The following is a 22079-nucleotide window of genomic DNA, read 5'->3' as shown; positions in this document are numbered from 1 at the left end:
ATCACCCCAACAGCACCGCGTACCCCGGCTTGATCACGTCGTCGATCAGCGCCAGCCGCTCGTCGAAATGGATGAACGCCGACTTCATCGCGTTGACCGTGAACCGCTCGAAATCGGCCCAGCCGTAACCGAACTGCTCGGAGAGTCGGAGGAACTCCTTGCTCATAGTGGTGTCGCTCATCAGCCGGTTGTCGGTGTTCACGGTCACCCGAAAGCGAAGGCGGGCGAGCACGTTGAACGGATGATCGGCCATCGATGCGACGGCGCCGGTCTGCACGTTCGAACTGGGACACAACTCCAGGGGGATGCGCTTGTCCCGCACGATGTTCGCCACCTGCCCCAGTTCGGCACCCGTAAAGCTCTCGGCGGTGAGGTCCGCACCGGTGGGCAGCGTGATGTCGTCGATGACCCGCACCCCGTGTCCGAGCCGGTCGGTACCGCAGAACGCGATCGCCTCGTGTATCGACGGCAGACCGAATGCCTCACCGGCGTGAATGGTGAAGTGCGCGTTGTTGGCCCGCATGAACTCGAAGGCGTCCAGGTGCCGCGTCGGCGGATTGCCCGCCTCGGCGCCGGCGATGTCGAAGCCCACCACGCCGGCGTCCCGGAAACGCACCGCCAATTCGGCGATCTCGCGTGACCGGGCCGCATGGCGCATGGCGGTGACCAGACATCGCACGATGATCGGCCGTCCGGCCTCGGCCGCGTCGCGCTGCCCCTGCGCGAATCCCTCGAGCACCGCCTCGACGACCTCGTCCAGGGTGAGGCCCTGTTCGAGGTGCTGTTCGGGCGCGTACCGCACCTCGGCATACACCACGCCGTCGGCGGCCAGATCCTCGACACACTCGCGAGCCACCCGGGCCAGCGCCGCCGGCGTCTGCATCACGGCGACGGTGTGGGCGAAGGTTTCCAGATAGCGCTCCAGGGAGCCGCTGTCGGCCGCATCGCGAAACCAATCCGCGAGTTCGTCCGGGTCGTCGGCGGGCAGGTCGGCGTACCCGGTCTCGTGGGCCAGCTCGAGCACGGTACTCGGGCGCAGTCCGCCGTCCAGATGATCGTGCAACAGGACCTTGGGCGCCAGCGTGATGTTGGGCAGATCCAGCGGCCGACCCGGCCCCGCGTCGGCGGGCCCGGCCGAACCGGTCACATCGGCGGTCGTCATGCACCGACGGTAACGCGATCGACGATCAGCGGTGGGCGGATGCCCGGCGCGTCGCCCAGCGTGATGGCCGTGCGCAGTGCCGCACGCGCCGTCGCGAATCGTTCGGCGGTCTGGGTGTGCAGGGTGAACAGGGGGTCACCACGCCGCACCCGATCCCCGGGCTTCGCGTGGATGCGGACGCCGGCCTCGGCCTGGACTGCGGCACCGGGCACCGCGCGTCCGGCGCCCAGACGCCAGGCGGCGATACCGACATCCCACGCATCGAGTCCGACGATGACGCCCGACTCCTCGGCCACCACGGTGTCGGTGTGGGCAGCCACTGGGAGCGGCGCCTCGGGATCGCCCCCCTGGGCCGACACCATCGCCCGCCACGTGTCCATGGCCTTGCCGTTGCAGAGATTGTCCGCGGGATCCACGTGGCCGAGTCCGGCAGCGTCGAGCATCTCCCGGGCCAGCGCCAGCGTCAGCTCCACCACGTCATCCGGGCCGCCACCGGCGAGCACCTCCACCGACTCGGCCACTTCCAGCGCATTGCCCGCCGTCCGCCCAAGAGGTGTGTTCATGTCGGTCAGCAGCGCGCGGGTGATCACTCCCGCCGACTCGCCGAGTTCCACCATCGTCTCGGCGAGCTCCCGGCTGAGATCCTCGGTCTTGAGAAACGCGCCACTGCCGAACTTCACGTCGAGGATCAGCGCACCGGTGCCTTCGGCGATCTTCTTCGACATGATCGAACTCGCCAGCAGCGGAATCGACTCGACCGTGCCCGTGACGTCGCGCAGCGCATAGAGCTTGCGGTCGGCGGGCGCAAGGTCGCGGCCCGCCGCGCAGATCACGGCGCCGACACGCTCGAGCTGCTCGACCATCTCGTCCGGTCCGATGTCGGCACGCCACCCGGCGACGGACTCCAGCTTGTCCAGCGTGCCGCCCGTGTGGCCGAGCCCACGTCCGGACAGCTGGGGGACGGCCACGCCGTAGGACGCCACCAGGGGTGCCAGCGGCAACGTGATCTTGTCCCCGACTCCGCCGGTGGAGTGTTTGTCGACGGTGACCAACGGGCGGCCCCCGCGGCGCAGCCCGGAGAAGTCCATCCGGCGGCCGCTGTCGACCATCGCGTGGGTCCAGCGGGCGATCTCGCGGCGCGACATCCCCCGGATCAGGATCGCCATCAACAGTGCCGACATCTGCTCGTCGGCCACGTTGCCGTGCTCGTGGGCGTAGCGGTCGATGACCCAGTCGATCTGGGCGTCGGACAACTCGCCGCCATCGCGTTTGGTCCGGATGACCGAGATCGCGTCGATCACGGCCGCCTCCTCGACCTGGTCGCTCGTTCCGACGTCGTGACTCATCGTCCGGCCTCCAGATCCTCGGGCCCGAATGCATCCGGCAGCAGGTCCGCGAGCCGTTTCGCCCCGTCCGGGTGATCCACCGCGAGTTCCGCGCCACCGTGTTCGAGCAGGACCTGACGGCACCGACCGCACGGCATCAATATCGCCGCGCGGGCATCACACACCGAGACCGCGGTGAGCCGTTGCCCACCGGACCCGATCAGGTGGGCGATCAGAGCGACCTCGGCGCAGATACCGAGCCCATATGAGACATTTTCCACATTGCAGCCGACCACCACCCGTCCGTCCGCCGTCAGACCGGCGGCACCGACCGGGAAGCCCGAGTAGGGCGCATAGGCCCGTTCGATCATGCTTCGAGCGTTGTCCCGCAACAGATTCCAGTCCACGTCGGCAGTCATGACAGGCTCCTCACAATCGGTACGGGCGAGCAGGATGTGACCCCAGATACGGCAGATAACCTTGGTAAGGCATACCTAATTCGAGATCAGTTGTCGCCCAGATCTGTTCGGGCAATTCACGCCCGGCCTCAGCATAGGTTTAGAGTCTCTTGCATGGGTCCACGGCCGAGCCTGATAATGCCGACTCGGCACATCCATCGACGCTGTTGGAGGCCAATTTCGCGATGAGCACCCCGACCGAGGTAGCACCAGAGCCGGTGCGCAAACGCTCCCTGTATCGAGGCGACCCAGGTATGTGGTCGTGGGTGTTGCACCGCATCACCGGTGTCACCATCTTCTTCTTCCTCTTTGTCCACGTCCTGGACACCGCGGTGATCCGCATCGATCCCAACAAGTACTCCGAGATCATCGAGACGTACAAGACGCCGATCATCGGCCTGATGGAGATCGCTCTCGTCGGCTGCGTGCTGTATCACGCGCTCAATGGCGTGCGGATCATCCTGGTGGACTTCTGGGCCAAGGGGCCGAAGTACCAGCGGCAGATGCTCTGGGTCATCCTCACCCTGTTCGTCATCGTCTTCGGCGCGGGTGCGATCCGTCTGCTGCAGATCCTGATCACCCACTCGTTCTAGGAGGCACCTGATGACTGCATCGCAAGCAACTCCGGGTGCCGCCAAGACCCTGGGCACCGAATACGATCGTCCGGCCAGCCTGGACAACCCGCGCTCGCCGCGGGCCCGCCGGGGCGGCAACTTCGAGAAGTACGCATGGCTGTTCATGCGCTTCTCCGGCCTCGCGCTGATCATCCTGACCATCGGTCACATGTTCATCATGCTCGCTTGGGACGACGGTGTGCATCGCATCGACGCATCGTTCGTGGCCGCCCGCTGGAAGGAGCCCTTCTGGCAGGTCTGGGACCTCACCATGCTGTGGCTGGCGCAGCTGCACGGCGGCAATGGTGTGCGCACCGTCATCGCCGACTACTCGCGCAAGGACTCCACCCGGTTCTGGCTGAACGTCCTGCTGGGCATCTCGATGATCCTGGTGCTGGTGCTGGGCACCTATGCACTGCTGACCTTCGACGTGAACAGCGTCGGCTGAGGAGACTGACGAACACATGCAGGAACATCGCTACGACGTAGTCATCGTGGGTGCCGGCGGGGCCGGCATGCGCGCCGCCATCGAAGCCGCTCCCCGAGCGCGGACCGCGGTGCTGACCAAGCTCTACCCCACCCGCAGCCACACCGGTGCCGCCCAGGGCGGCATGTGCGCCGCGCTGGCCAACGTCGAGGAAGACAACTGGGAGTGGCACACCTTCGACACCGTCAAGGGCGGCGACTACCTCGCCGACCAGGACGCCGTCGAGGTGATGGCCAAGGAGGCCATCGACGCGGTTCTCGATCTGGAGAAGATGGGGCTGCCGTTCAACCGCACACCCGAGGGCAAGATCGATCAGCGCCGCTTCGGCGGGCACACGCGTGACCACGGCAAATCACCGGTGCGGCGCGCCTGCTACGCCGCCGACCGCACCGGCCACATGATCCTGCAGACGCTGTATCAGAACTGCGTCAAGCACGACGTGGAATTCTTCAACGAGTTCTATGCCCTCGACATCAGCCTCGGCGAGAACGAGGACGGCGAGATGGTCGCCAACGGTGTGGTCGCCTACGAGTTGGCCACCGGCGAGATCCACGTGTTCCACGCCAAGTCGATCGTCTTCGCCACCGGCGGCTCCGGTCGCATGTACAAGACCACCTCCAATGCCCACACGCTCACCGGTGACGGCATGGGGATCGTCTTCCGCAAGGGCCTGCCGCTCGAAGACATGGAGTTCCACCAGTTCCACCCGACCGGCCTGGCCGGACTCGGCATCCTGATCTCGGAAGCCGTCCGCGGTGAGGGCGGCATCCTCCGCAACGCCGACGGCGAACGCTTCATGGAGCGTTATGCCCCCACCATCAAGGATCTCGCGCCCCGCGACATCGTCGCCCGGTCGATGGTTCTCGAGGTTCTCGAAGGTCGTGGCGCCGGCCCGAACAAGGACTACGTCTACATCGACGTAACCCACCTCGGTGAGGACGTGCTCAACGAGAAGCTGCCCGACATCACCGAATTCGCCCGCACCTACCTCGGTGTCGACCCGGTCACCGAGTACGTGCCGGTGTACCCGACGTGTCACTACGTAATGGGCGGCATCCCCACCAACATCGACGGCCAGGTGCTGCGCGACAACGACACCGTGGTGCACGGCCTCTACGCGGCCGGCGAATGCGCCTGCGTGTCGGTACACGGCGCCAACCGCCTGGGCACCAACTCGCTGCTCGACATCAACGTCTTCGGACGCCGGGCCGGCATCGCCGCGGCCGACTACGCGACCTCAGCCGACTTCGTCGAGCTGCCCGAGACACCGACCAAGATGGTCGACGACTGGCTCGAGGTGCTGCTCAGCGAGCGCGGACACGAACGCGTCGCCGACATCCGCACCGAGCTGCAGGCGACGATGGACAACAACGCCTCGGTGTTCCGCACCGAGGAAACGCTCAAGCAGGCGCTGACCGACGTGCACGCACTCAAGGAGCGCTACAACCAGATCCGCGTCCACGACAAGGGCAAGCGCTTCAACAGCGACCTGCTCGAGGCGATCGAGCTCGGCTTCCTGCTGGAGATGGCCGAGGTCACCGTGGTCGGTGCGCTCAATCGCAAGGAGTCCCGCGGCGGTCACGCCCGCGAGGACTACCCGGATCGCGACGACACCAACTACATGCGCCACACGATGGCGTACAAGAAGGGCGAGGGCCTTCTCGCGGACATCGAGCTGGACTACAAGCCCGTCGTGCAGACCCGCTACGAGCCGATGGAGCGTAAGTACTGATGACAGCGATCATGGAAAATCCCACCCCGTCCGCCGACGAGCCGCCGCTGCCCCCGGTGCCCGACGAGGCCACCATGGTCACGTTGAAGATTTACCGGTTCAATCCGGAGAACCCGGATGCCCAGGGTTTCGAGAGCTTCCGGGTGCCGGCGCTGCCGACCGACCGGCTGCTGAATCTGCTGCTGTACGTGAAGGGATACCTCGACGGCACCCTCACCTTCCGTCGCAGCTGTGCCCACGGCGTCTGCGGTTCTGATGCGATGCGGATCAACGGCGTGAACCGGCTGGCCTGCAAGCTGCTGATGAAGGACATGCTGCCGAAGGACAAGTCCAAGGAACTCACCATCACCGTCGAGCCCATCAAGGGCCTGCCGGTCGAGAAGGACCTCGTGGTGAACATGGAACCGTTCTTCGACGCCTACCGCGCGATCAAGCCGTTCCTCATCACCTCGGGCAATGAGCCGACACGCGAACGCATCCAGAGCCAGCACGATCGCGCGCGGTTCGACGACACCACCAAGTGCATCCTGTGCGCCTGCTGCACCACGAGTTGCCCGGTGTTCTGGACCGAGGGAAGCTACTTCGGGCCCGCCGCCATCGTCAACGCCCACCGATTCATCTTCGACAGCCGCGACGAGGGCGCCGTCGAGCGCCTCGACATCCTCAACGATGTCGACGGGGTGTGGCGCTGCCGCACCACCTTCAACTGCACCGAGTCCTGCCCGCGTGGCATCCAGGTCACCCAGGCCATCCAGGAGGTCAAGCGCGCGTTGATGTTCTCGCGCTGACAGTGCGGCGGCCGGAGCGGCCGCCATCGGCAGATCTTCGCTCTGCAGCCCCGACGATGCCCCTCCCCGATTGTTCGCGGAGGGGCATCGTCGCGTGGTGGAACCGGTCGCCCATCTGATGCGTCCAACCATCATGAGCCGCATCCATGTTCTCGCCGTCGACGCGCTGACCACCCGCGCTCTCGTCGCCGCCATCGGTCTGATCGTCGCGCTGGCAATCACCACCGCCGGGTCGCCGTATGCTCTGGCATCCCCGCGCCATCCGGGCGATGGCGACCGGATCACCGTGGTCCTGACCTCGGACCGGAAGATCAACAGTGGGGTGTCCTGGTACGACGGCCACAACCGGCTGCGCAGCCAGACCCGTGTCCCGCTCGACCGCTATCACCCGACGTCCAAGACCTGGTCCGCATCTCTGGTGTACACCAGCAGGGCACGGAATCAGAAGGTGGACACCGTCTTCCAGTCAGCCGGCGCGTTCGCCCGGTGCACCGTCTGGGTGAACACGGTCAAAGTCCGAGAGAAGACGGTACGCGGACAACGCTATGCCACCGCGTCCTGCCGGTAGGGTCCATGAACCAGCTCACGGATTGGCGAACACCGTTCGGTGCCAGGGCTTCTGGGCAATTGCGGTGATGTCGCTCATCACGTGCTTGACGGCCAGGTACTCGTCGAGGGAATAGGTCGACATGTCCTTGCCGAAACCGGATGCACCGACCCCACCGTGTGGCATCTCGCTCACGATCGGGATGTGATCGTTGATCCACACGCAACCCGCGCGGATCTGTCGCGCGGCGCGCTGGGCGCGGTACACATCCCGCGTCCAGGCCGAGGCCGCGAGTCCGTAGACGGTGTCGTTGGCCCGCCGGATCGCATCGGCGTCGTCGGTGAAGGAATTGACGGTCAGCACCGGCCCGAACACCTCGTCACGGTAGACCTCGGCCGATTCCGATACGTCGGCGAGCAGGGTCGGCGGATAGAAGGCGCCCGGCCCCTCGGGCACGCGCCCACCGGTCACCAGACGCGCACCGTCGGCCACCGCTCGATCGACCATCCCGGCCACCGTGGCGCGGTGCGCCCGCGAGCTCAGCGACCCCATATCGGTGGCCGGATCCGTCGGGTCGCCGACGACGAGTTTCTCCATCAGTTCCGCGACGCCGGCGACGAAGTCGTCGTGGAGGTCGGCGGCGACGATCGCGCGGGTAGCGGCAGTACAGTCCTGACCCGCATTGATCAACGAACCGGCGACCGCACCGTGGATCGCCGCGGTGAGATCGGCATCGTCGAAGACGACGAACGGCGCCTTGCCGCCCAACTCGAGCTGAACCCGCGTGCCGTTGCGCGCGGCCTGCGCCATCACGGTCCGGCCGACCGCCGTCGATCCGGTGAACGTCACCAGGTCGAGCCCCGGATGGCCGGCCAGGACCGCGCCCACGTCGGCACCCGTGCCGACGAGCACGTTGAACACGCCGTCGGGCAATCCGGCCTCGGTGGCGAGTCGCGCCATCGTCAGCGTGGTCATTGGCGTGATCTCGGCCGGTTTCAGCACCACCGTGCAGCCGGCGGCGATGGCCGGCAACACCTTCCACGCCGCCATCTGCAGCGGGTAGTTCCACGGCGCGATCGAGCCGACGACACCCACCGGCTCGCGACGGATCGACGAGGTGTGGTCGCCGGAATACTCAGCGCTGGCCTTGCCGTCCAGGTTGCGCGCCACGCCGGCAAAGAAGTCGACGTTGTCGATGCTGCCGGGCACGTCGAACTCGGTGGCCAGCCGGATGGTGCGCCCGGTCTGGGCCACCTCCTGCGCCGCCAACTCGTCGCTGTGGGTGCGCAGCAGATCGGCGAAGGCCCGCATGACCTCCGAACGCTCCGCGGGAGCCGCGCCACCCCATTCCGACTGCGCCGCGCGTGCCGATGCGATCGCGATCTGCACGTCGCCCGATCCGGCGAGTGCGACCGCTGCCACCGGACCACCGGTCGCCGGGTTGCACACCGTGCGGCTGGGCCCGTCGCCACGATGGGCGGCGCCGTCGATCCACGCGGTGGGCATGTCCGCCGGAGTGCGCATGCGCCTCAGACTATCCAGACATCGACGAAGTCGCGCGTCGAGAAACGATTGCACAACTGATTCCGTAGTCACAGGTTGCATGTCGGTGCCGATTCCGCCACGATCGGTGCCGTGAGCGAACCAGCCACCACCACCACTCTCGACGGCACCGCCAAGCAGATCATCGAGGAACTGCAGGCCGACGGCCGCGCATCGTACGCGTCGATCGGCAAGGCCGTGGGGCTGTCGGAGGCCGCGGTGCGCAACCGAGTCCAGAAGCTCGGCGACAGCGGACTGCTACAGATCGTCGCCGTCACCGACCCACTCAAGTTGGGATTCTCCCGGCAGGCCCTGATCGGAATACGGTGCACCGGCAACACCGAGGCCTTGGCCGAACAACTCGCCATCTGCGCGGAGATCGACTACGTGGTGCTGACCGCCGGATCGTTCGACATCCTCATCGAGGTGGTCTGCGAAGACGATGACCACCTGCTACGGATACTCAACCACAACGTGCGCACCCACCCCGAAGTCACTGCGACCGAAACCCTCGTCTATCTGAAACTCGTCAAGCAACAATACAATTGGGGTACCCGATGAGCCTTCCCGCCGAGCGCGCTGCCGGTGAGTCCGCCGCCGACCTCTCGCTCGGCGAGCGCAGTGCAGCCCACCTGTGGGGCCACTTCGCCCGGCACGGCGACGCGATCCGCCCGCCGGTCATCATCCGCGGTGAGGGCATGCGGATCTTCGATGACCGCGGTCGCAGCTACCTCGACGGCCTCGCCGGTCTGTTCGTCGTCCAGGTCGGACATGGTCGCGTCGAACTGGCCGAGGCCGCGGCGCGGCAGGCCAAGGACCTGGCGTTCTTCCCGCTCTGGTCCTATGCGACCCCACCGGCGATCGAACTTGCCGAACGACTCGCGGCGTACGCACCCGGCGACCTCAACCGCGTCTTCTTCACCACCGGTGGCGGCGAGGCCGTGGAAAGTGCCTGGAAACTGGCCAAGCACTACTTCAAACTCACCGGAAAGCCCGGTAAACACAAGGTCATATCGCGTTCGATCGCTTACCATGGCACTCCGCAAGGCGCGTTGGCGATCACCGGTGTGCCGGCGTTGAAGGAGCCGTTCGAACCACTGACGCCCGGCGCGTTCCGGGTTCCGAACACCAACCTCTACCGCGCCCCCGACCCCTTCGGTACCGGCGATCTGGCAGCGGACCCGAAGAAGTTCGGGCGCTGGGCGGCCGACCGTATCGCCGAGGCGATCGAGTTCGAAGGTCCGGACACCGTGGCGGCGGTGTTCCTGGAGCCGGTGCAGAACGCCGGCGGATGCTTCCCGCCACCGCCGGGATACTTCGAGCGAGTCCGCGAGATCTGCGACGAGTACGACGTGCTGCTGGTCTCCGACGAGGTGATCTGCGCGTTCGGACGGATCGGGTCGATGTTCGCGTGTACGGACTTCGGCTACGTGCCCGACATCATCACCTGCGCCAAGGGAATGACGTCGGGGTACTCGCCCATCGGCGCGATGATCGCCACCGACCGATTGTTCGAACCCTTCCGCGACGGCACCACCAGCTTCCCGCACGGCTACACCTTCGGCGGTCACCCCGTGTCGGCCGCGGTGGCGCTGGCCAACCTGGATATTTTCGAGCGGGAAGCACTCAACGACCACGTCAAACACAATGCCGCCGCGTTCCGCGCGACTCTCGACCGGCTGCATGATCTGCCGATCGTCGGCGACGTCCGCGGCGCGGGCTATTTCTACGGCATCGAACTCGTCAAGGACAAGGCCACCAAGGAGACCTTCACCACTGCCGAATCCGAACGCATCCTGCGCGGTTTCCTGTCCACTGCGTTGTTCGACGCCGGACTCTACTGCCGCGCCGACGACCGCGGCGACCCGGTGGTTCAGCTCGCTCCCCCGTTGATCGCCGGGCAGGCGGAGTTCGACGAGATGGAGCACATTCTGCGCTCGGTGCTCACACAGGCATATACCCTCCTGTAGATCAGGTCTCGGGTCCGTGGACTCCCGACACCACCTCACCAGCCTCGGCCACGCTCAACCGGCGGCGACGCGGGTCGCTGGTAGGCTCCGTCCGGTGACGGTGGGGAGGCCGCCCGGAGTCGGCAAACGTCTGGTCGCTGGGGTTCTCGCGACGCTGTGTCTGGCGGTGTCGACCGGAGTGTTCGGGCCGTCGACACCCCCGGCAGCGGCCGCTCCGATGCCGCCGACGACTCCCGTCACCGACCACTGCCCGCATCGCGTGCACACGCCACCCGCGGTGGACGAGTCCGAGGTCGTGGCGCCCGGGTCACCCACACCCACACCACTGCCGGTGCCGGCACCCCCCGTCGGAGGTGCGCAACTCGCCGACTGCGGGGTCGTCGTCGACCCGACGGCAGGACCCGTCCCACCCGCGCTGACGTCGGCCGGTTGGCTGGTCGCCGATCTCGACTCGGGCGCGGTCCTCGCCGCCAAGGATCCGCACGGCCGCTACCGACCGGCCTCCACGGTCAAGGTGCTGTTGGCTCTTGTCGTGCTCGACGAGCTCGGCCTCGACACCGTCATCACGCCGACGGTCGAGGAATGGAGTACCGAGGGCGACTCCTGCGGAATGGGTCCCGGCGGCCGCTACTCGAATCGCGACCTGCTCACCGGCCTACTCGTCGTCTCGGGCAACGACTGCGCCGGCGCGCTTGCCCGCCAACTCGGCGGGGTGGAGGCGACGCTGGCGAAGATGAACACCACGGCCCGGTCGCTCGGGGCGCTCGACACCCGCGCGGCGTCACCCTCCGGATTGGATGCGCCGGGGATGTCCTCGTCACCCTACGACCTGGCATTGATCTTCCGAGAAGCGATGAGCGACAGCATATTCCGTTCCATCCTCGCGCTCGAGAACTACCGGTTTCCGGGATATCCACGACGATCCGACGTCCCCGGTGACGAAGACCATCCCCCCTATCTGATGCATTCCTCCAATCACCTTCTGCTGGAGGGATATCCGGGCATGGTCGGCGGAAAGACGGGCTACACCGATGACGCCCGCAAGACCTACGTGGGCGTGACCGAGCGGGACGGCCGACGAATTCTGGTCGTGGAGATGTTCGGTCTGACCGTCGGGACCAATTCGTATTGGGATCAGACGAAAGCATTGTTCGACTACGGATTCCGGACACCCTCGAGTGCCGCGGTCGGCAAGCTGGCCACGCGCACCGCAGCCGTCACGACCTCTCCCGCGTCCTCCGCCCCGACGACGACCCCGACCGCCGCGGCACGAACGGTCGCGGCCGCCGGCACCGATCAACCCACCGGCTGGTCGATCCGTATCCTCATCGGTCTGATCGCCGCGTTGGCGGCAGTGATCTTGCTGTTGGTCGCGCTACGGCTGTTCGCCAAGCGGTGACACCACTCAGCGCCGCAGCAGCCACCCGACCACGGCGCTCGCGGCCGCGCCGATCCCGGCCACCGCCACCAACGTCGCCGGGCGGGGCGCGGGGCTGACCTGATAGTTCGGCGAGACCAGCACCGGCGGCGGCGTCTGCTCCTCCTCTTCCACCTGATACTGCTCGTTGGCCACATCCGTTGCGCACCACGCGGCCGCGTACAACACGATGCGCGAGGCCAGGTAGGCGAACACCATGATGCCGAGAATCGGGCCGAACGCGACCCCCGCGGGGCTGCTGAGCACCGACTTCAGGTAGATGCCGCCGACGGTCTTGACGATCTCGAAGGCGATTGCGGTGACCAACCCGGCCTTGAGGGTGTTCCGCAGCGGCAACTGCACCAGCGGGAGCCGGGCCATCACAATGGTGAACAGCAGCCAGGAGGCGAAGACGGACACGGTGATCGACACCGCGCGGATCACGGTCGGCGCCCACGAGGCGTCGTCGAGCCCGACCCAGGACAGAATCGTGTTGGGTAGATCCGAATTACCCAGGGTGGTCAGCGCCATCGTCAGGGTGAACGCCACCCCGAGCACCGCGAAGGTGAGCAGATCCCACACCTTGGACATCACCAGGTTGCGGGTGACCCGGCCGCCCCACATCTCCGTCATGCCCGCACGGACACCGGAGATCCACCCGATCCCGGTGAATGCGGCGCCGACCAGGCCGACGATGCCGACGGTGGTACGGGAAGCGATCGCGGAATCGATCAGGTCACCGACCTGGTCACCGAGTTGTCCCGGCATGTTCTCGACGACTGCGTCTTGGATCTGGTCGAGGATCTCGGGCTGGTTGGCCAGCACGAAGCCGGCGATGGCGAACGCCACCATGACGATGGGGACGAGCGCGAGGATGCCGTTGAAGCTGATGCTGGCCGCATACAGGTTGCCTCGTCGGTCGTTGTAGCGTTGCACCGTCTGGATGAGGTGCTCGAGCCATGTCCACCGCTCGCGGGCGGTCGCGAATCCCGATTTCGCGCGCTCCGCGGTTCCCTTGGCCGAATCAACCACCGAACTCACCTGTGCCGCCTCCTCGGTCGGGTCGCGGGGTCAGCCCGATGGTGACCGATCACCCGCCGGGTGCCAGGAAACCCACTTTGTCATAGACCGCCGCAAGTGTCGCCGAGGCGACCGACCTGGCGCGTTCGGCGCCACGCGCGAGGACCGCGTCGAGTTCCGCCGGATCGTCCATGTACTCGTCCACCCGACCCCGCAACGGGGTCACGAACTCCGTCAGCACCTCGGCCGTGTCGACCTTGAGGTCGCCGTACCCCTTGCCCTGATACTTGTCGACCAGGACATCGACCGGTGTGCCACCGAGTGCCGACTGGATGGTGAGCAGGTTGCTCACGCCGGGCTTGGTCTCGGGATCGAACCGGATCTCGGTGTCGGTGTCGGTGACCGCCGACCGGATCTTCTTCGCCGAGCGCTTGGGATCGTCGAGCAGGTTGATCAGGCCGCGGTCGGACTCCGCGGACTTGCTCATCTTCGCGGTCGGATTCTGCAGATCGTAGATCTTGGCGAACTCCCGCACGATGTGCGCCTCGGGCACCTTCAGCACCGTGCCGAAGCGGGAATTGAAGCGCTGGGCCAGGTTTCGTGCCAGTTCGAGGTGCTGACGCTGGTCCTCGCCGACCGGAACCCGGTCTACGTCGAAGGCCAGGATGTCGGCGGCCATCAGGATCGGATAGGTGAACAATCCCACCCCGGCGGCGTCCACGCCCTGTTTGGCGGACTTGTCCTTGAACTGGGTCATCCGGCTGGCCTCGCCGAAACCGGTGATACACGACAGCACCCAGGTCAGTTGAGCGATCTCGGGAATGTGGGACTGCACGTAGATCGTCGAGCGCGCCGGATCCACCCCGACGGCGAGCAGCTGCGCGACGCTGCGGCGGGTCCGCTCGGCCAGCACCGCCGGCTCATAGGCCACGGTGATCGCGTGCATGTCCGGGATGAAGTAGAACGCCTCGAAATCGTCCTGCAGCGCAACCCATTGCCGAACGGCCCCGAGATAGTTGCCCAGATGGAAGGAATCGCTGGTCGGCTGGATACCCGACAGCACGCGTGGCCGGACCGCGCCGGCCCCGGAGACGTCACTGCTCATGCCGTCCAGTGTCGCAGACGGCCGGTCAGTCGTAGACGACGGTCATCGGCGCATGATCCGACCAGCGCAGGTCGTAGGCGTCGGCGCGGTCCACCCACGCCTTCACCGCGCGCCCCGCCAGCCGCCGATTGGCCAGTTGATAGTCGATGCGCCACCCCGAGTCGTTGTCGAAGGCTTTGCCCCGCCACGACCACCACGTGTAGGGACCGGTCTGCCCGGGCGCCAGATCGCGCATCACGTCCGACCATCCCGTGGCGAGACGATCACCCACCCAGGAACGCTCGTGCGGCAGGAAACCCGGACTCTTGCGGTTTCCCTTCCAGTTCTTGATGTCGGCCTCGGAGTGCGCGATGTTCCAGTCGCCGCCCACCACCACGTGGCGGCGCCGACGGGCCAACCGGTCGAGGTGGCCACCGAACCCGTCCAGGAAACGGACCTTCTCGTCGTATTTCAGCACGTCCTTGACTTCCGATGTCGCCGCCGCCCCTTTGGGCAGATAGAGACTGGCGACGGTCATCGGGCCGAGCGGGCCGTCCAGATCGACCTCGAGGTAGCGGCCGGTGGGATCGAACTCGGCGTCGCCGAAACCGACGCGGACCTCACCCAGCGGAAGCCGACTGAGGATGCCCACCCCCGCGTGCCCCTTGACCACCGAGTCGGTCATCGCCAGCTGCCAGCCGTCGGCGAGCGCCGGGGCGAGCGCCTCGTGGGCCTGGTCGGCGTCGGCACGGATCTCCTGCATCAGGACGATGTCCGACTCCGTGCCGGACAGCCAGGCGTGCAGGCCCCGGTTGGCGTCCGAGCGGTGTTTCACGGCTGCGCGGATGCCGTTGACATTGACGGTGGTGATGGCGAGTGACACGGCCATGAGGGTACCGGCGGGTGTGGCGCGCCCGTACCAAAGGTAAGGCAACCCTTGTCAGGGCAGCGGCTTTATGTAATCCTTGCCTAACTGAACCGATTCGAGGTGACACCGATGTTCGTTTGCATCTGCCGCGCAGTGACCGAGGACGAAGTCCACGAGCACTGCTCCACGGGCGCGATGTCCGTCGACGCGATCAGCGACCGATGCGGTGCCGGCGAAGGATGCGGAACCTGCCTCGAACGGCTTCAACAGATCGTCTCCGAGAGGACCGCCACCGCGACCACCGCAGCATGATCACCGTCTCCTGACGGCCGATTCCACAACCCCACGTTCACCTACAGACGTGGGGGCGTTTTGCGTGCTACGTTCGCTTCACCACTGTGAACGGAGGATCGGTCATGCGCGGCGACGATGAAGTGATCGCACTGCTCAACGAACAGCTCACCAGCGAGCTGACCGCGATCAATCAGTACTTTCTGCATTCCAAGATGCAGGCGAACTGGGGCCTGACCGAGATCGCGAGCAAGACCCGCGCCGAGTCGATCGAGGAGATGCAACACGCCGAGATCCTCACCGACCGCATCCTGTTCCTCGAGGCACTGCCGAACTATCAAAAGATCCTCCCGCTGCGGATCGGCCAGACGCTGCGCGAGCAATTCGAGTCCGACCTCGCCATCGAGATGGAGGTCGTCGACCGACTCCGTCCCGGCGTCGCGATGTGCCGCAGCAAGGGCGACATCACCAGCGCGAAGATCCTCGAGGACATCCTCGCCGACGAGGAACACCACATCGACTATCTCGAAACCCAGCTCGAGCTGATGGACCGGATCGGCGAGCAGCTCTACCTGTCCAAGACGGTCGCCACTCCCCCGACGATCGACTGAGATCTCCGGCCGCGTCGGCCGGCCAGCAACGCTGCGCCCAGGACCGCGATCCCGGCCACCGCGAGCAGCGCGCCCAGCATCGAGGGCGCGCGGTAGCCGTGGCCGGCCGCGATGACGACCCCACCGAGCCAGGCGCCGGCCGCATTGGCGATGTTGAGGGCCGAATGGTTCAACGCCGCGGCCAGCGTCTGTGCGTCGTCGGCGACATCCATCAGGCGAGTCTGTAGCGCCGGGAGCGTCGACGCGCCCGACAGACCGATCGCATAGCTCAAGATCATTGCCGCCCAGGCGTTCTGCAATGTCAACGCGAACAATGCCAACGAGACTCCGGTGGCGATGAGACCGGCCAGGATGCCGAACGGGACGCTGCGGTCGGCGAGTACGCCACCGACGATGTTGCCGCTCACCATGCCCAGGCCGAACAACATCATCGCCACCGGCACGAGCGTCACCGAGACACCGGTCACCGTGGTCAGCGCCGAGTTCAAATACGTGTAGTAGGCGAACATGCCGCCGAACCCGACCACGCCGATCAGCAGGGTGAACCAGACCTGCGGCCGGGCCAGTGCGCCCAATTCGGTCATCGGATTGGTCACCCGCATGTCGGCCAGCGGCGGCAGGCTGCGCGTCAGCGCCACGATCGTCGCCAGGCCGATGACCACCACCAGCGCGAACGCCGAACGCCAGCCCAGCGACTCACCGAGCCAGGTGGCCATCGGCACACCCGCGACATTGGCCACCGACAACCCGAGCATCACCTTGCCCACTGCCTTGGCACGATCTCGCGGGCCGGCCAGGTGCGCGGCGACCAGAGCCGCCACCCCGAAGTAGGCGCCGTGCGGGAGACCGGCGACAAAGCGCGCGGCCATCAGCAGGCCGTAACTCGGTGCCAGCACCGTGACGAGATTGCCGACGGTGAACGCGACCATGAGACCGATGAGCAAGGTCCGGCGCGGGACACGGGCAGTGAGCGCAGCGATCAACGGGGCCCCGGCCACCACTCCGAGGGCATACGCCGAGATGACGTGACTCGCGGTGGGCTCACTGATCCCCATGGAGCCGGCGATGTTGGGCAACAATCCCATCGCCACGAACTCGGTGGTACCGATCCCGAAGCCGCCCAGTGCCAGCGCGATGATCGCCCAGCGCCGCACCGACGGGGGAACCGGCGCGCGGTGGGCGACGGTCAGGGCTGTGGAATCGGCAGGGGCTGAAGACACTCCGTCACCAACCACGGCCTCCCCGGACGTGATTCCCCGAGCCGGGCGTGAGTTCGTTCACACGGGTGCGCGGCTACTCGTCGTCCTCCGGATTGTCGCCGTCCGACGTACCGACCTTGGACGAGCCGGAGCCCGATCCGGCGCCGGTCACCGTCGCGGGGCCGGGCTCGGTTCCGCTGTCGCCCTCGCCATCGTCGTCTGGATCGGTGTTCTCCTCGGTCGGGGCGTCCGGGTCGGTCGTGTCCGTCTCGATCGGTGCCGGCACCTCGGCCGTCGAGGAAGACGTGCCCGACGAGGAGGCGGGCGGTGTCGTCGGCGACGACGGGGGCGAGGTGTCGGCCGTCGTGGACGGACTCGTCGGCGTGGGGCGGACCGAGGTGGTGGTCGAGGTGCCGGCGGCCGCCGTCGGCGGGCTCGGTGGCGTAGCGCTCGGTGACGTAGTGCTCGGCGACGATTCAGTCCCCGAGTCGGCCGTCGATGCGGCCGCCGAAACGGCCCCGGGCTCGGAGGGCGTTTTGGATTCGGTGCCCACCGCCTCGGACTCGATGTCCGTCACCTGCGACATCGCCCGCAAGAAGGTGACCCGCCGGGGTGCATCCTCGTCGCTGCCTTCCGGGACGTGCGGGCCCACGACCGTGCTGCGTGTCGGCAGCAGTCCGATGATCTCGCCGGCCCAGTACTTCACGAAGTTGGCGGGGATCAGCACGATGCTCTTGGCGCTGGCGGCCAGGGCGGCGACGCCCTCCTTGACATCGTCGGGTGCCCGGTCGACCACCCCATTGAGGATCTTCTCGAACACCAACAGATCGGCAAGATATCCGCCATAACCGAGGTTCGGCAGGGGCGGCAGAACGTCCTGCACCAGCCGGACGGCGGGCTGCAGGTTGGACAATTCGATCCCATAGGGCAGATCGACGGTCCACCGATCGGCGAGGACATCGCGGATCCTCGTACCGTCGAGTCCGATCGTCTCGGCACCATCGCGGATGACGCCGATGATGGCCGAGTCCGCCTCGGCGATGCAGTCGGTCTGGTCGGCGCCGCAATCGACGACGCGTCCCGTGTTCCATACCGGTTCGGAGGGATCGCGATACATCTGCCAGTTGTACAGACCGTGCTTGGTGAAGTAGCCGACCAGGCCGTCGACGGTCCCGATGGGGTCGTACAGCGGGTCGGGCAGGTCGCAGATGGGGTCGCCCTCGACGCAGACCGAGACCACCGAGTCCTCGAGCTCACCGAAACCCCGGTTGCCATCGCCCTCTCGGGCGCCGGTCATGGTCAGGCCGGGGATCACGCCGATCAGTGAGAGTTCGAGGCCGCGGCCGGTCTTGTCCCCGACCCGCCGGGGATCGGTGTAGAGCTCGCCGGACAGGTCGTCGGTACTGATGTCGACGACGATCGGTTCGCCCTCGTCGTCGAGCTCCGGGTTCCCGTGCTCGTCGAGCAGCACGACCTTGTCGTCGCGGTCGTTGCCGATGTCGGAGAGGACGTCGCCGGCCACCCGCGCACCCTGCGAGTAGCCGGCGACGACCACCGGGTTGCCCGGACAATCATGTTGGTAACGCGCGATCGCCTGCTTCGTCGCGGCATTGCCCTGCGCGACGCTGTCGTCGTAGCCCGCCGCGCCGAGCGGCCACAGCGTCGTCGGATAGTCGGTCCTGACCACCACGTACGGAGCGTCCGCGTAGTCCGAGTCGTCGTCGGTACCGAGTTCTCCGTCGATACCGGTGCCGGTGAACCGTTGCTTCACCCCGATCATGTTCGCCGCGTCGGGGTCATTCGTTCCGCCGACGATGACCACCGCCCCCGCACCGCAGTCATCGGCGCGCGCGATCGGGGCACCGGGAAGGCAGAAGGCAGCGATCACCGCGCAGGAGGCGGAGATCGCGATCAGCACGGCCGTCGTCCGGTGTGCCGACCGGAATCGAGCGGGCATCAGGTCTCGTCTCGTCGCAGTCGTCTGGGCTGGCGACAGCCTGGTCCACGATCGCAAATCCCGCGTCACCTTTCGTTAGGCGAACGATTCTGACCTGGTATTTCGGCTTCCGGAGGCCCGAAGTTCATCCTTTCGGACTACAGCCGTTTCCAGTTTTCGAGCACCTCGCGTGGACGACTTCGGATCACCCTGATCAACACGGTTCTCACCGTCGAAGGGGCGTGCTATATCCTTGACGCCAGGTCATGAGCATCAGCGCGAAGCCCCGGCTTGCTGATCGGCAACCCTCCAACCGCGGTGGGGTGCTCCGGGTGATGACCGGGTTGAGGAATGCCGACGCGTTCCGAGGCAAGCGCGGGTCCGAAGGTCGGACCCCACCAGGGTCGTTGCACCCTGCCGACCGTAGAAAGTAGGACATGGTCATGTCTGACGCCAATTCCGAATCGACCGATACCGGGGCGATCGATCCAGCGGCCAACTGGAGCTTCGAGACCAAGCAGATCCATGCCGGCCAGACCGCGGATCCCACCACCAATGCGCGGGCACTGCCCGTCTATCAGACGACGTCGTACGTCTTCAACGACACTCAGCACGCCGAGAACCTCTTCGGGCTCGCCGAGCCGGGCAACATCTACACCCGGATCATGAACCCCACCCAGGATGCGGTGGAGCAGCGCATCGCCGCCCTCGAGGGCGGCGTGGCCGCTCTGCTCCTCGCGTCGGGCCAGGCTGCCGAGACCTATTCGATCCTGAACATCGTCGAGACCGGCGGCCACGTGGTCTCCAGTCCGCGCCTGTACGGCGGAACGTTCAACCTGTTCCACTACACATTGCCCAAGCTCGGTGTCGAGGTGTCCTTCGTCGAGGACCCCGAAGACCTGGATTCCTGGCAGTCGGCCATCAGGGACAACACCCGGGCGGTCTTCGGCGAGACGATCTCCAACCCCAACAACGAGATCCTCGACATCGAGGGCGTCGCCGAGGTCGCACATCGCAACAACCTCCCGCTGATCGTGGACAACACGGTGGCGACTCCCTATCTGCTGAACCCCCTCGCCCACGGCGCCGACATCGTGGTGCACTCGGCCACCAAGTACATCGGTGGTCATGGCACCGCGATCGGCGGTGTCATCGTGGACGGCGGCACCTTCGACTGGCGAGTCCAGCGTGACGGCAAGGACCTCTTTCCCGGCTTCACCACACCGGACCCCAGCTACCACGGCGCGGTCTTCGCCGACCTCGGTGCGCCCGCGTTCGCCCTGAAGGCGCGCGTGCAGTGGCTGCGCGACACCGGTGCGGCGATCTCCCCGTTCAATGCCTTCCTGCTGGCGCAGGGCCTGGAGACCCTGAGCCTGCGGATCGAACGTCACGTCGCCAACGCGCAGCGTGTGGCCGACCACCTCAACGGCCACGCCCAGGTGGAATCGGTCGCCTACGCCGGCCTGACGTCGTCGCGCTGGTACGACCGTGGCCAGAAGCTCCTGCCGAAGGGACAGGGCGCCATCGTCAGCTTCGAGATCACCGGCGGCGTGGATGCCGGCAAGAAGTTCGTGGACGCGTTGACGTTGCACAGTCATGTCGCCAACATCGGCGATGTGCGGTCGCTGGTGATCCATCCCGCGTCGACCACCCACAGCCAGCTGGCTCCCGAGGAGCAGGTCGGGGCCGGTGTCACCCCGGGTCTGGTCCGCCTGGCAGTGGGCATCGAAGGGATCGACGACATCCTCGCCGACCTGGAACAGGGGTTCGCGGCGGCGAAGTAGTCGGTGGGACAGCAGTCTTGGCGTGACAACAGGTGAAGAGACGAAGAGTGAGTGAATTGTGTCGGTGAGTATCGAACCGCAGACCCAGCCCGCTGATCGCCCCGACTGGGAGCAGATGCCGGACGGGGCGATGTCCAGTGTCCGCATCGGCGCGGTCTCACTCGACAACGGCCAACGGATCGATGACGTCACCCTGGCGTTCCAGCGCTGGGGGACGTTGTCGCCGTCGCGGGACAACGTCATTCTCACCCTGCACGCACTGACCGGCGACTCGCACGTCACCGGCCCGGCCGACGACGAGCACCCGACCGCCGGATGGTGGGACGGGCTCATCGGCCCCGGGTGCGCGATCGACACCGACGAGTGGTGTGTCATCTCGGCCAACGTGCTCGGCGGATGCCGCGGATCCACCGGACCGGCCTCGTTGGATCCGGCCGGCCGGCCGTGGGGTTCGCGGTTTCCGCAGATCACGGTGCTCGATCAGGTTCGCGCCGAACGGATTCTGATGGATCACCTCGGCATCGCCGGGATCGGCGCGGTGGTCGGCGGCTCGATGGGCGGCGCTCGGGCACTCGAGTGGGCCATCGAGTATCCCGAGATGGTCCGCAGCGCGCTGGTGCTCGCCGTCGGGGCGCGGGCCACCGCCGACCAGATCGGCACCCAGACCACCCAGATCGCCGCCATCCAGGCCGACCCCGCGTGGCAGAACGGCGACTATCACGGGACCGGTCGCACGCCCACCGCAGGATTGGGTGTGGCCCGGCGGATCGCCCACCTCACCTACCGGGGCGAGGTGGAACTCGACCGGCGCTTCGCCAACATCCCGCAGGCCGACGAACAACCGCTGAACGGAGGCCGCTACTCCGCCGACAGCTACCTGCAGCACCAGGCCGACAAACTGACCCAACGATTCGACGCCGGCAGCTATGTGGTGCTCAGCGAGGTGCTCAACCATCACGACGTCGGCCGCAATCGCGGGGACGTCGAGGACGTCCTGCGGGCCTGCCGGGTTCCGGTGATCGTCGGTGGCATCGCGTCGGACCGGCTGTATCCGATCCGGCTGCAGGAGGAACTCGCCGATCAGCTCGGGAACTGCGTCGACGGGCTGCAGGTGCTGCACTCCGGCAATGGACACGACGGATTCCTGACCGAGTTCGACGCGATCAGCGATCTGCTCAAACGCACCGCGGAAATCGCCCGCGCCTGACCCACGCCACGGCCCGCGCGCCGTCGCACCACCCGTT

General features: G+C 66.7%; 21 protein-coding genes and 1 riboswitch. Of the genes, 12 read left to right on the top strand and 9 right to left on the bottom strand.

Annotated elements, in window-relative coordinates; genetic code table 11:
* Position 1: 1 nt before the first annotated feature.
* From NWF22_RS19070 to NWF22_RS19060, 3 genes are read right to left on the bottom strand one after another with little or no spacing between them, the layout of a single operon-like run.
* Positions 2-1162 (bottom strand): adenosine deaminase, encoded by a 1161-nt coding sequence (locus NWF22_RS19070; RefSeq protein ID WP_160903237.1) that lies wholly within the window; start codon positions 1160-1162, stop codon positions 2-4.
* Positions 1159-2508, bottom strand: coding sequence for a thymidine phosphorylase (locus tag NWF22_RS19065; protein WP_160903236.1), 1350 nt, complete (start codon positions 2506-2508; stop codon positions 1159-1161). The genes NWF22_RS19070 and NWF22_RS19065 overlap by 4 nt, the downstream gene beginning before the upstream one ends.
* Positions 2505-2906 (bottom strand): cytidine deaminase, encoded by a 402-nt coding sequence (locus NWF22_RS19060; RefSeq protein ID WP_160903235.1) that lies wholly within the window; start codon positions 2904-2906, stop codon positions 2505-2507. The genes NWF22_RS19065 and NWF22_RS19060 overlap by 4 nt, the downstream gene beginning before the upstream one ends.
* Positions 2907-3130: 224 nt before the next feature.
* On the opposite strand from NWF22_RS19060, the gene sdhC reads away from it, so the two are divergent.
* From sdhC to NWF22_RS19035, 5 genes are all read left to right on the top strand, one after another.
* Positions 3131-3538 (top strand): succinate dehydrogenase, cytochrome b556 subunit, encoded by a 408-nt coding sequence (sdhC, locus tag NWF22_RS19055; protein WP_160903234.1) that lies wholly within the window; start codon positions 3131-3133, stop codon positions 3536-3538.
* Positions 3539-3548: 10 nt separating this feature from the next.
* Positions 3549-4007 carry a succinate dehydrogenase hydrophobic membrane anchor subunit gene (locus tag NWF22_RS19050; RefSeq protein WP_160903233.1) on the top strand — a complete coding sequence of 153 codons (459 nt, stop codon included), beginning with the start codon at positions 3549-3551 and terminating at the stop codon, positions 4005-4007.
* A gap of 16 nt (positions 4008-4023) precedes the next feature.
* Positions 4024-5778, top strand: coding sequence for a succinate dehydrogenase flavoprotein subunit (sdhA, locus tag NWF22_RS19045; protein ID WP_160903232.1), 1755 nt, complete (start codon positions 4024-4026; stop codon positions 5776-5778).
* Positions 5778-6566, top strand: coding sequence for a succinate dehydrogenase iron-sulfur subunit (locus NWF22_RS19040; RefSeq protein WP_160903231.1), 789 nt, complete (start codon positions 5778-5780; stop codon positions 6564-6566). Before sdhA ends, NWF22_RS19040 begins: the two co-directional genes overlap by 1 nt.
* A 118-nt stretch (positions 6567-6684) precedes the next feature.
* Positions 6685-7134 (top strand): hypothetical protein, encoded by a 450-nt coding sequence (locus NWF22_RS19035; RefSeq protein WP_160903230.1) that lies wholly within the window; start codon positions 6685-6687, stop codon positions 7132-7134.
* A gap of 15 nt (positions 7135-7149) precedes the next feature.
* Here NWF22_RS19035 and NWF22_RS19030 read toward each other — a convergent pair whose 3' ends face one another.
* Positions 7150-8637 carry a gamma-aminobutyraldehyde dehydrogenase gene (locus NWF22_RS19030; RefSeq protein WP_160903229.1) on the bottom strand — a complete coding sequence of 496 codons (1488 nt, stop codon included), beginning with the start codon at positions 8635-8637 and terminating at the stop codon, positions 7150-7152.
* Positions 8638-8748: 111 nt separating this feature from the next.
* Here NWF22_RS19030 and NWF22_RS19025 point away from each other — a divergent pair, with 111 nt between their 5' ends.
* The 3 genes from NWF22_RS19025 (at position 8749) to NWF22_RS19015 (ending at position 12024) form a co-directional block, all read left to right on the top strand.
* Complete coding sequence (locus NWF22_RS19025) at positions 8749-9216, top strand: Lrp/AsnC family transcriptional regulator (protein WP_160903228.1); 468 nt, start codon at positions 8749-8751, stop codon at positions 9214-9216.
* Complete coding sequence (locus NWF22_RS19020) at positions 9213-10625, top strand: aspartate aminotransferase family protein (RefSeq protein ID WP_160903227.1); 1413 nt, start codon at positions 9213-9215, stop codon at positions 10623-10625. The genes NWF22_RS19025 and NWF22_RS19020 overlap by 4 nt, the downstream gene beginning before the upstream one ends.
* Positions 10626-10719: 94 nt before the next feature.
* A complete protein-coding gene (locus NWF22_RS19015) occupies positions 10720-12024 on the top strand; it encodes a D-alanyl-D-alanine carboxypeptidase family protein (protein WP_373691946.1) in 1305 nt (434 codons plus the stop codon).
* Between the two features lie 6 nt (positions 12025-12030).
* Here NWF22_RS19015 and NWF22_RS19010 read toward each other — a convergent pair whose 3' ends face one another.
* The 3 genes from NWF22_RS19010 to NWF22_RS19000 are packed head-to-tail and all read right to left on the bottom strand — an operon-like array spanning position 12031 to position 15029.
* Positions 12031-13083 (bottom strand): YhjD/YihY/BrkB family envelope integrity protein, encoded by a 1053-nt coding sequence (locus NWF22_RS19010; protein ID WP_160903226.1) that lies wholly within the window; start codon positions 13081-13083, stop codon positions 12031-12033.
* Between the two features lie 49 nt (positions 13084-13132).
* Positions 13133-14167, bottom strand: coding sequence for a tryptophan--tRNA ligase (gene trpS, locus NWF22_RS19005; protein WP_160903225.1), 1035 nt, complete (start codon positions 14165-14167; stop codon positions 13133-13135).
* Positions 14168-14192: 25 nt separating this feature from the next.
* Positions 14193-15029, bottom strand: coding sequence for an exodeoxyribonuclease III (locus NWF22_RS19000; RefSeq protein ID WP_160903224.1), 837 nt, complete (start codon positions 15027-15029; stop codon positions 14193-14195).
* 114 nt (positions 15030-15143) lie between these two features.
* Between NWF22_RS19000 and NWF22_RS18995 the strand changes: the two genes are divergently transcribed.
* Positions 15144-15326, top strand: a complete 183-nt coding sequence (locus NWF22_RS18995) for a (2Fe-2S)-binding protein (RefSeq protein ID WP_160903223.1) — start codon at positions 15144-15146, stop codon at positions 15324-15326.
* Between the two features lie 104 nt (positions 15327-15430).
* Entirely contained in the window at positions 15431-15916 is a 486-nt protein-coding gene (gene bfr / locus NWF22_RS18990) for a bacterioferritin (RefSeq protein ID WP_160903222.1), read from the top strand.
* Here the strand turns inward: bfr and NWF22_RS18985 are convergent.
* A complete protein-coding gene (locus NWF22_RS18985; RefSeq protein ID WP_202398852.1) occupies positions 15874-17106 on the bottom strand; it encodes an MFS transporter in 1233 nt (410 codons plus the stop codon). The two genes, bfr and NWF22_RS18985, sit on opposite strands and share 43 nt — an antisense overlap.
* Positions 17107-17209: 103 nt before the next feature.
* Entirely contained in the window at positions 17210-19072 is a 1863-nt protein-coding gene (locus tag NWF22_RS18980) for a cutinase family protein (protein WP_202398775.1), read from the bottom strand.
* A 241-nt stretch (positions 19073-19313) separates the two neighbouring features.
* Positions 19314-19433: riboswitch (SAM riboswitch) on the top strand.
* Positions 19434-19494: 61 nt separating this feature from the next.
* Between NWF22_RS18980 and NWF22_RS18975 the strand changes: the two genes are divergently transcribed.
* Positions 19495-20835 carry a bifunctional o-acetylhomoserine/o-acetylserine sulfhydrylase gene (locus tag NWF22_RS18975; RefSeq protein WP_160903220.1) on the top strand — a complete coding sequence of 447 codons (1341 nt, stop codon included), beginning with the start codon at positions 19495-19497 and terminating at the stop codon, positions 20833-20835.
* A gap of 58 nt (positions 20836-20893) precedes the next feature.
* Positions 20894-22042: a homoserine O-acetyltransferase MetX gene (gene metX, locus NWF22_RS18970; protein ID WP_160903219.1), complete on the top strand. Its 1149-nt coding sequence runs from the start codon at positions 20894-20896 to the stop codon at positions 22040-22042.
* Positions 22043-22079: the final 37 nt, after the last annotated feature.

The organism is Gordonia mangrovi, assembly GCF_024734075.1.
Lineage (GTDB): Bacteria > Actinomycetota > Actinomycetes > Mycobacteriales > Mycobacteriaceae > Gordonia > Gordonia mangrovi.
Note: the sequence above shows the minus strand (reverse complement) of the source record. Positions and strands in the feature narration are given on the sequence as shown.

Coding starts and splice junctions, on each gene's coding strand:
- NWF22_RS19070 (WP_160903237.1), bottom strand. CDS start 1,162: ATGACGACCGCCGATGTGACCGGTTCGGCCGGGCCCGCCGACGCGGGG.
- NWF22_RS19065 (WP_160903236.1), bottom strand. CDS start 2,508: ATGAGTCACGACGTCGGAACGAGCGACCAGGTCGAGGAGGCGGCCGTG.
- NWF22_RS19060 (WP_160903235.1), bottom strand. CDS start 2,906: ATGACTGCCGACGTGGACTGGAATCTGTTGCGGGACAACGCTCGAAGC.
- sdhC (WP_160903234.1), top strand. CDS start 3,131: ATGAGCACCCCGACCGAGGTAGCACCAGAGCCGGTGCGCAAACGCTCC.
- NWF22_RS19050 (WP_160903233.1), top strand. CDS start 3,549: ATGACTGCATCGCAAGCAACTCCGGGTGCCGCCAAGACCCTGGGCACC.
- sdhA (WP_160903232.1), top strand. CDS start 4,024: ATGCAGGAACATCGCTACGACGTAGTCATCGTGGGTGCCGGCGGGGCC.
- NWF22_RS19040 (WP_160903231.1), top strand. CDS start 5,778: ATGACAGCGATCATGGAAAATCCCACCCCGTCCGCCGACGAGCCGCCG.
- NWF22_RS19035 (WP_160903230.1), top strand. CDS start 6,685: ATGCGTCCAACCATCATGAGCCGCATCCATGTTCTCGCCGTCGACGCG.
- NWF22_RS19030 (WP_160903229.1), bottom strand. CDS start 8,637: ATGCGCACTCCGGCGGACATGCCCACCGCGTGGATCGACGGCGCCGCC.
- NWF22_RS19020 (WP_160903227.1), top strand. CDS start 9,213: ATGAGCCTTCCCGCCGAGCGCGCTGCCGGTGAGTCCGCCGCCGACCTC.
- trpS (WP_160903225.1), bottom strand. CDS start 14,167: ATGAGCAGTGACGTCTCCGGGGCCGGCGCGGTCCGGCCACGCGTGCTG.
- NWF22_RS18995 (WP_160903223.1), top strand. CDS start 15,144: ATGTTCGTTTGCATCTGCCGCGCAGTGACCGAGGACGAAGTCCACGAG.
- bfr (WP_160903222.1), top strand. CDS start 15,431: ATGCGCGGCGACGATGAAGTGATCGCACTGCTCAACGAACAGCTCACC.
- NWF22_RS18980 (WP_202398775.1), bottom strand. CDS start 19,072: ATGCCCGCTCGATTCCGGTCGGCACACCGGACGACGGCCGTGCTGATC.
- NWF22_RS18975 (WP_160903220.1), top strand. CDS start 19,495: ATGTCTGACGCCAATTCCGAATCGACCGATACCGGGGCGATCGATCCA.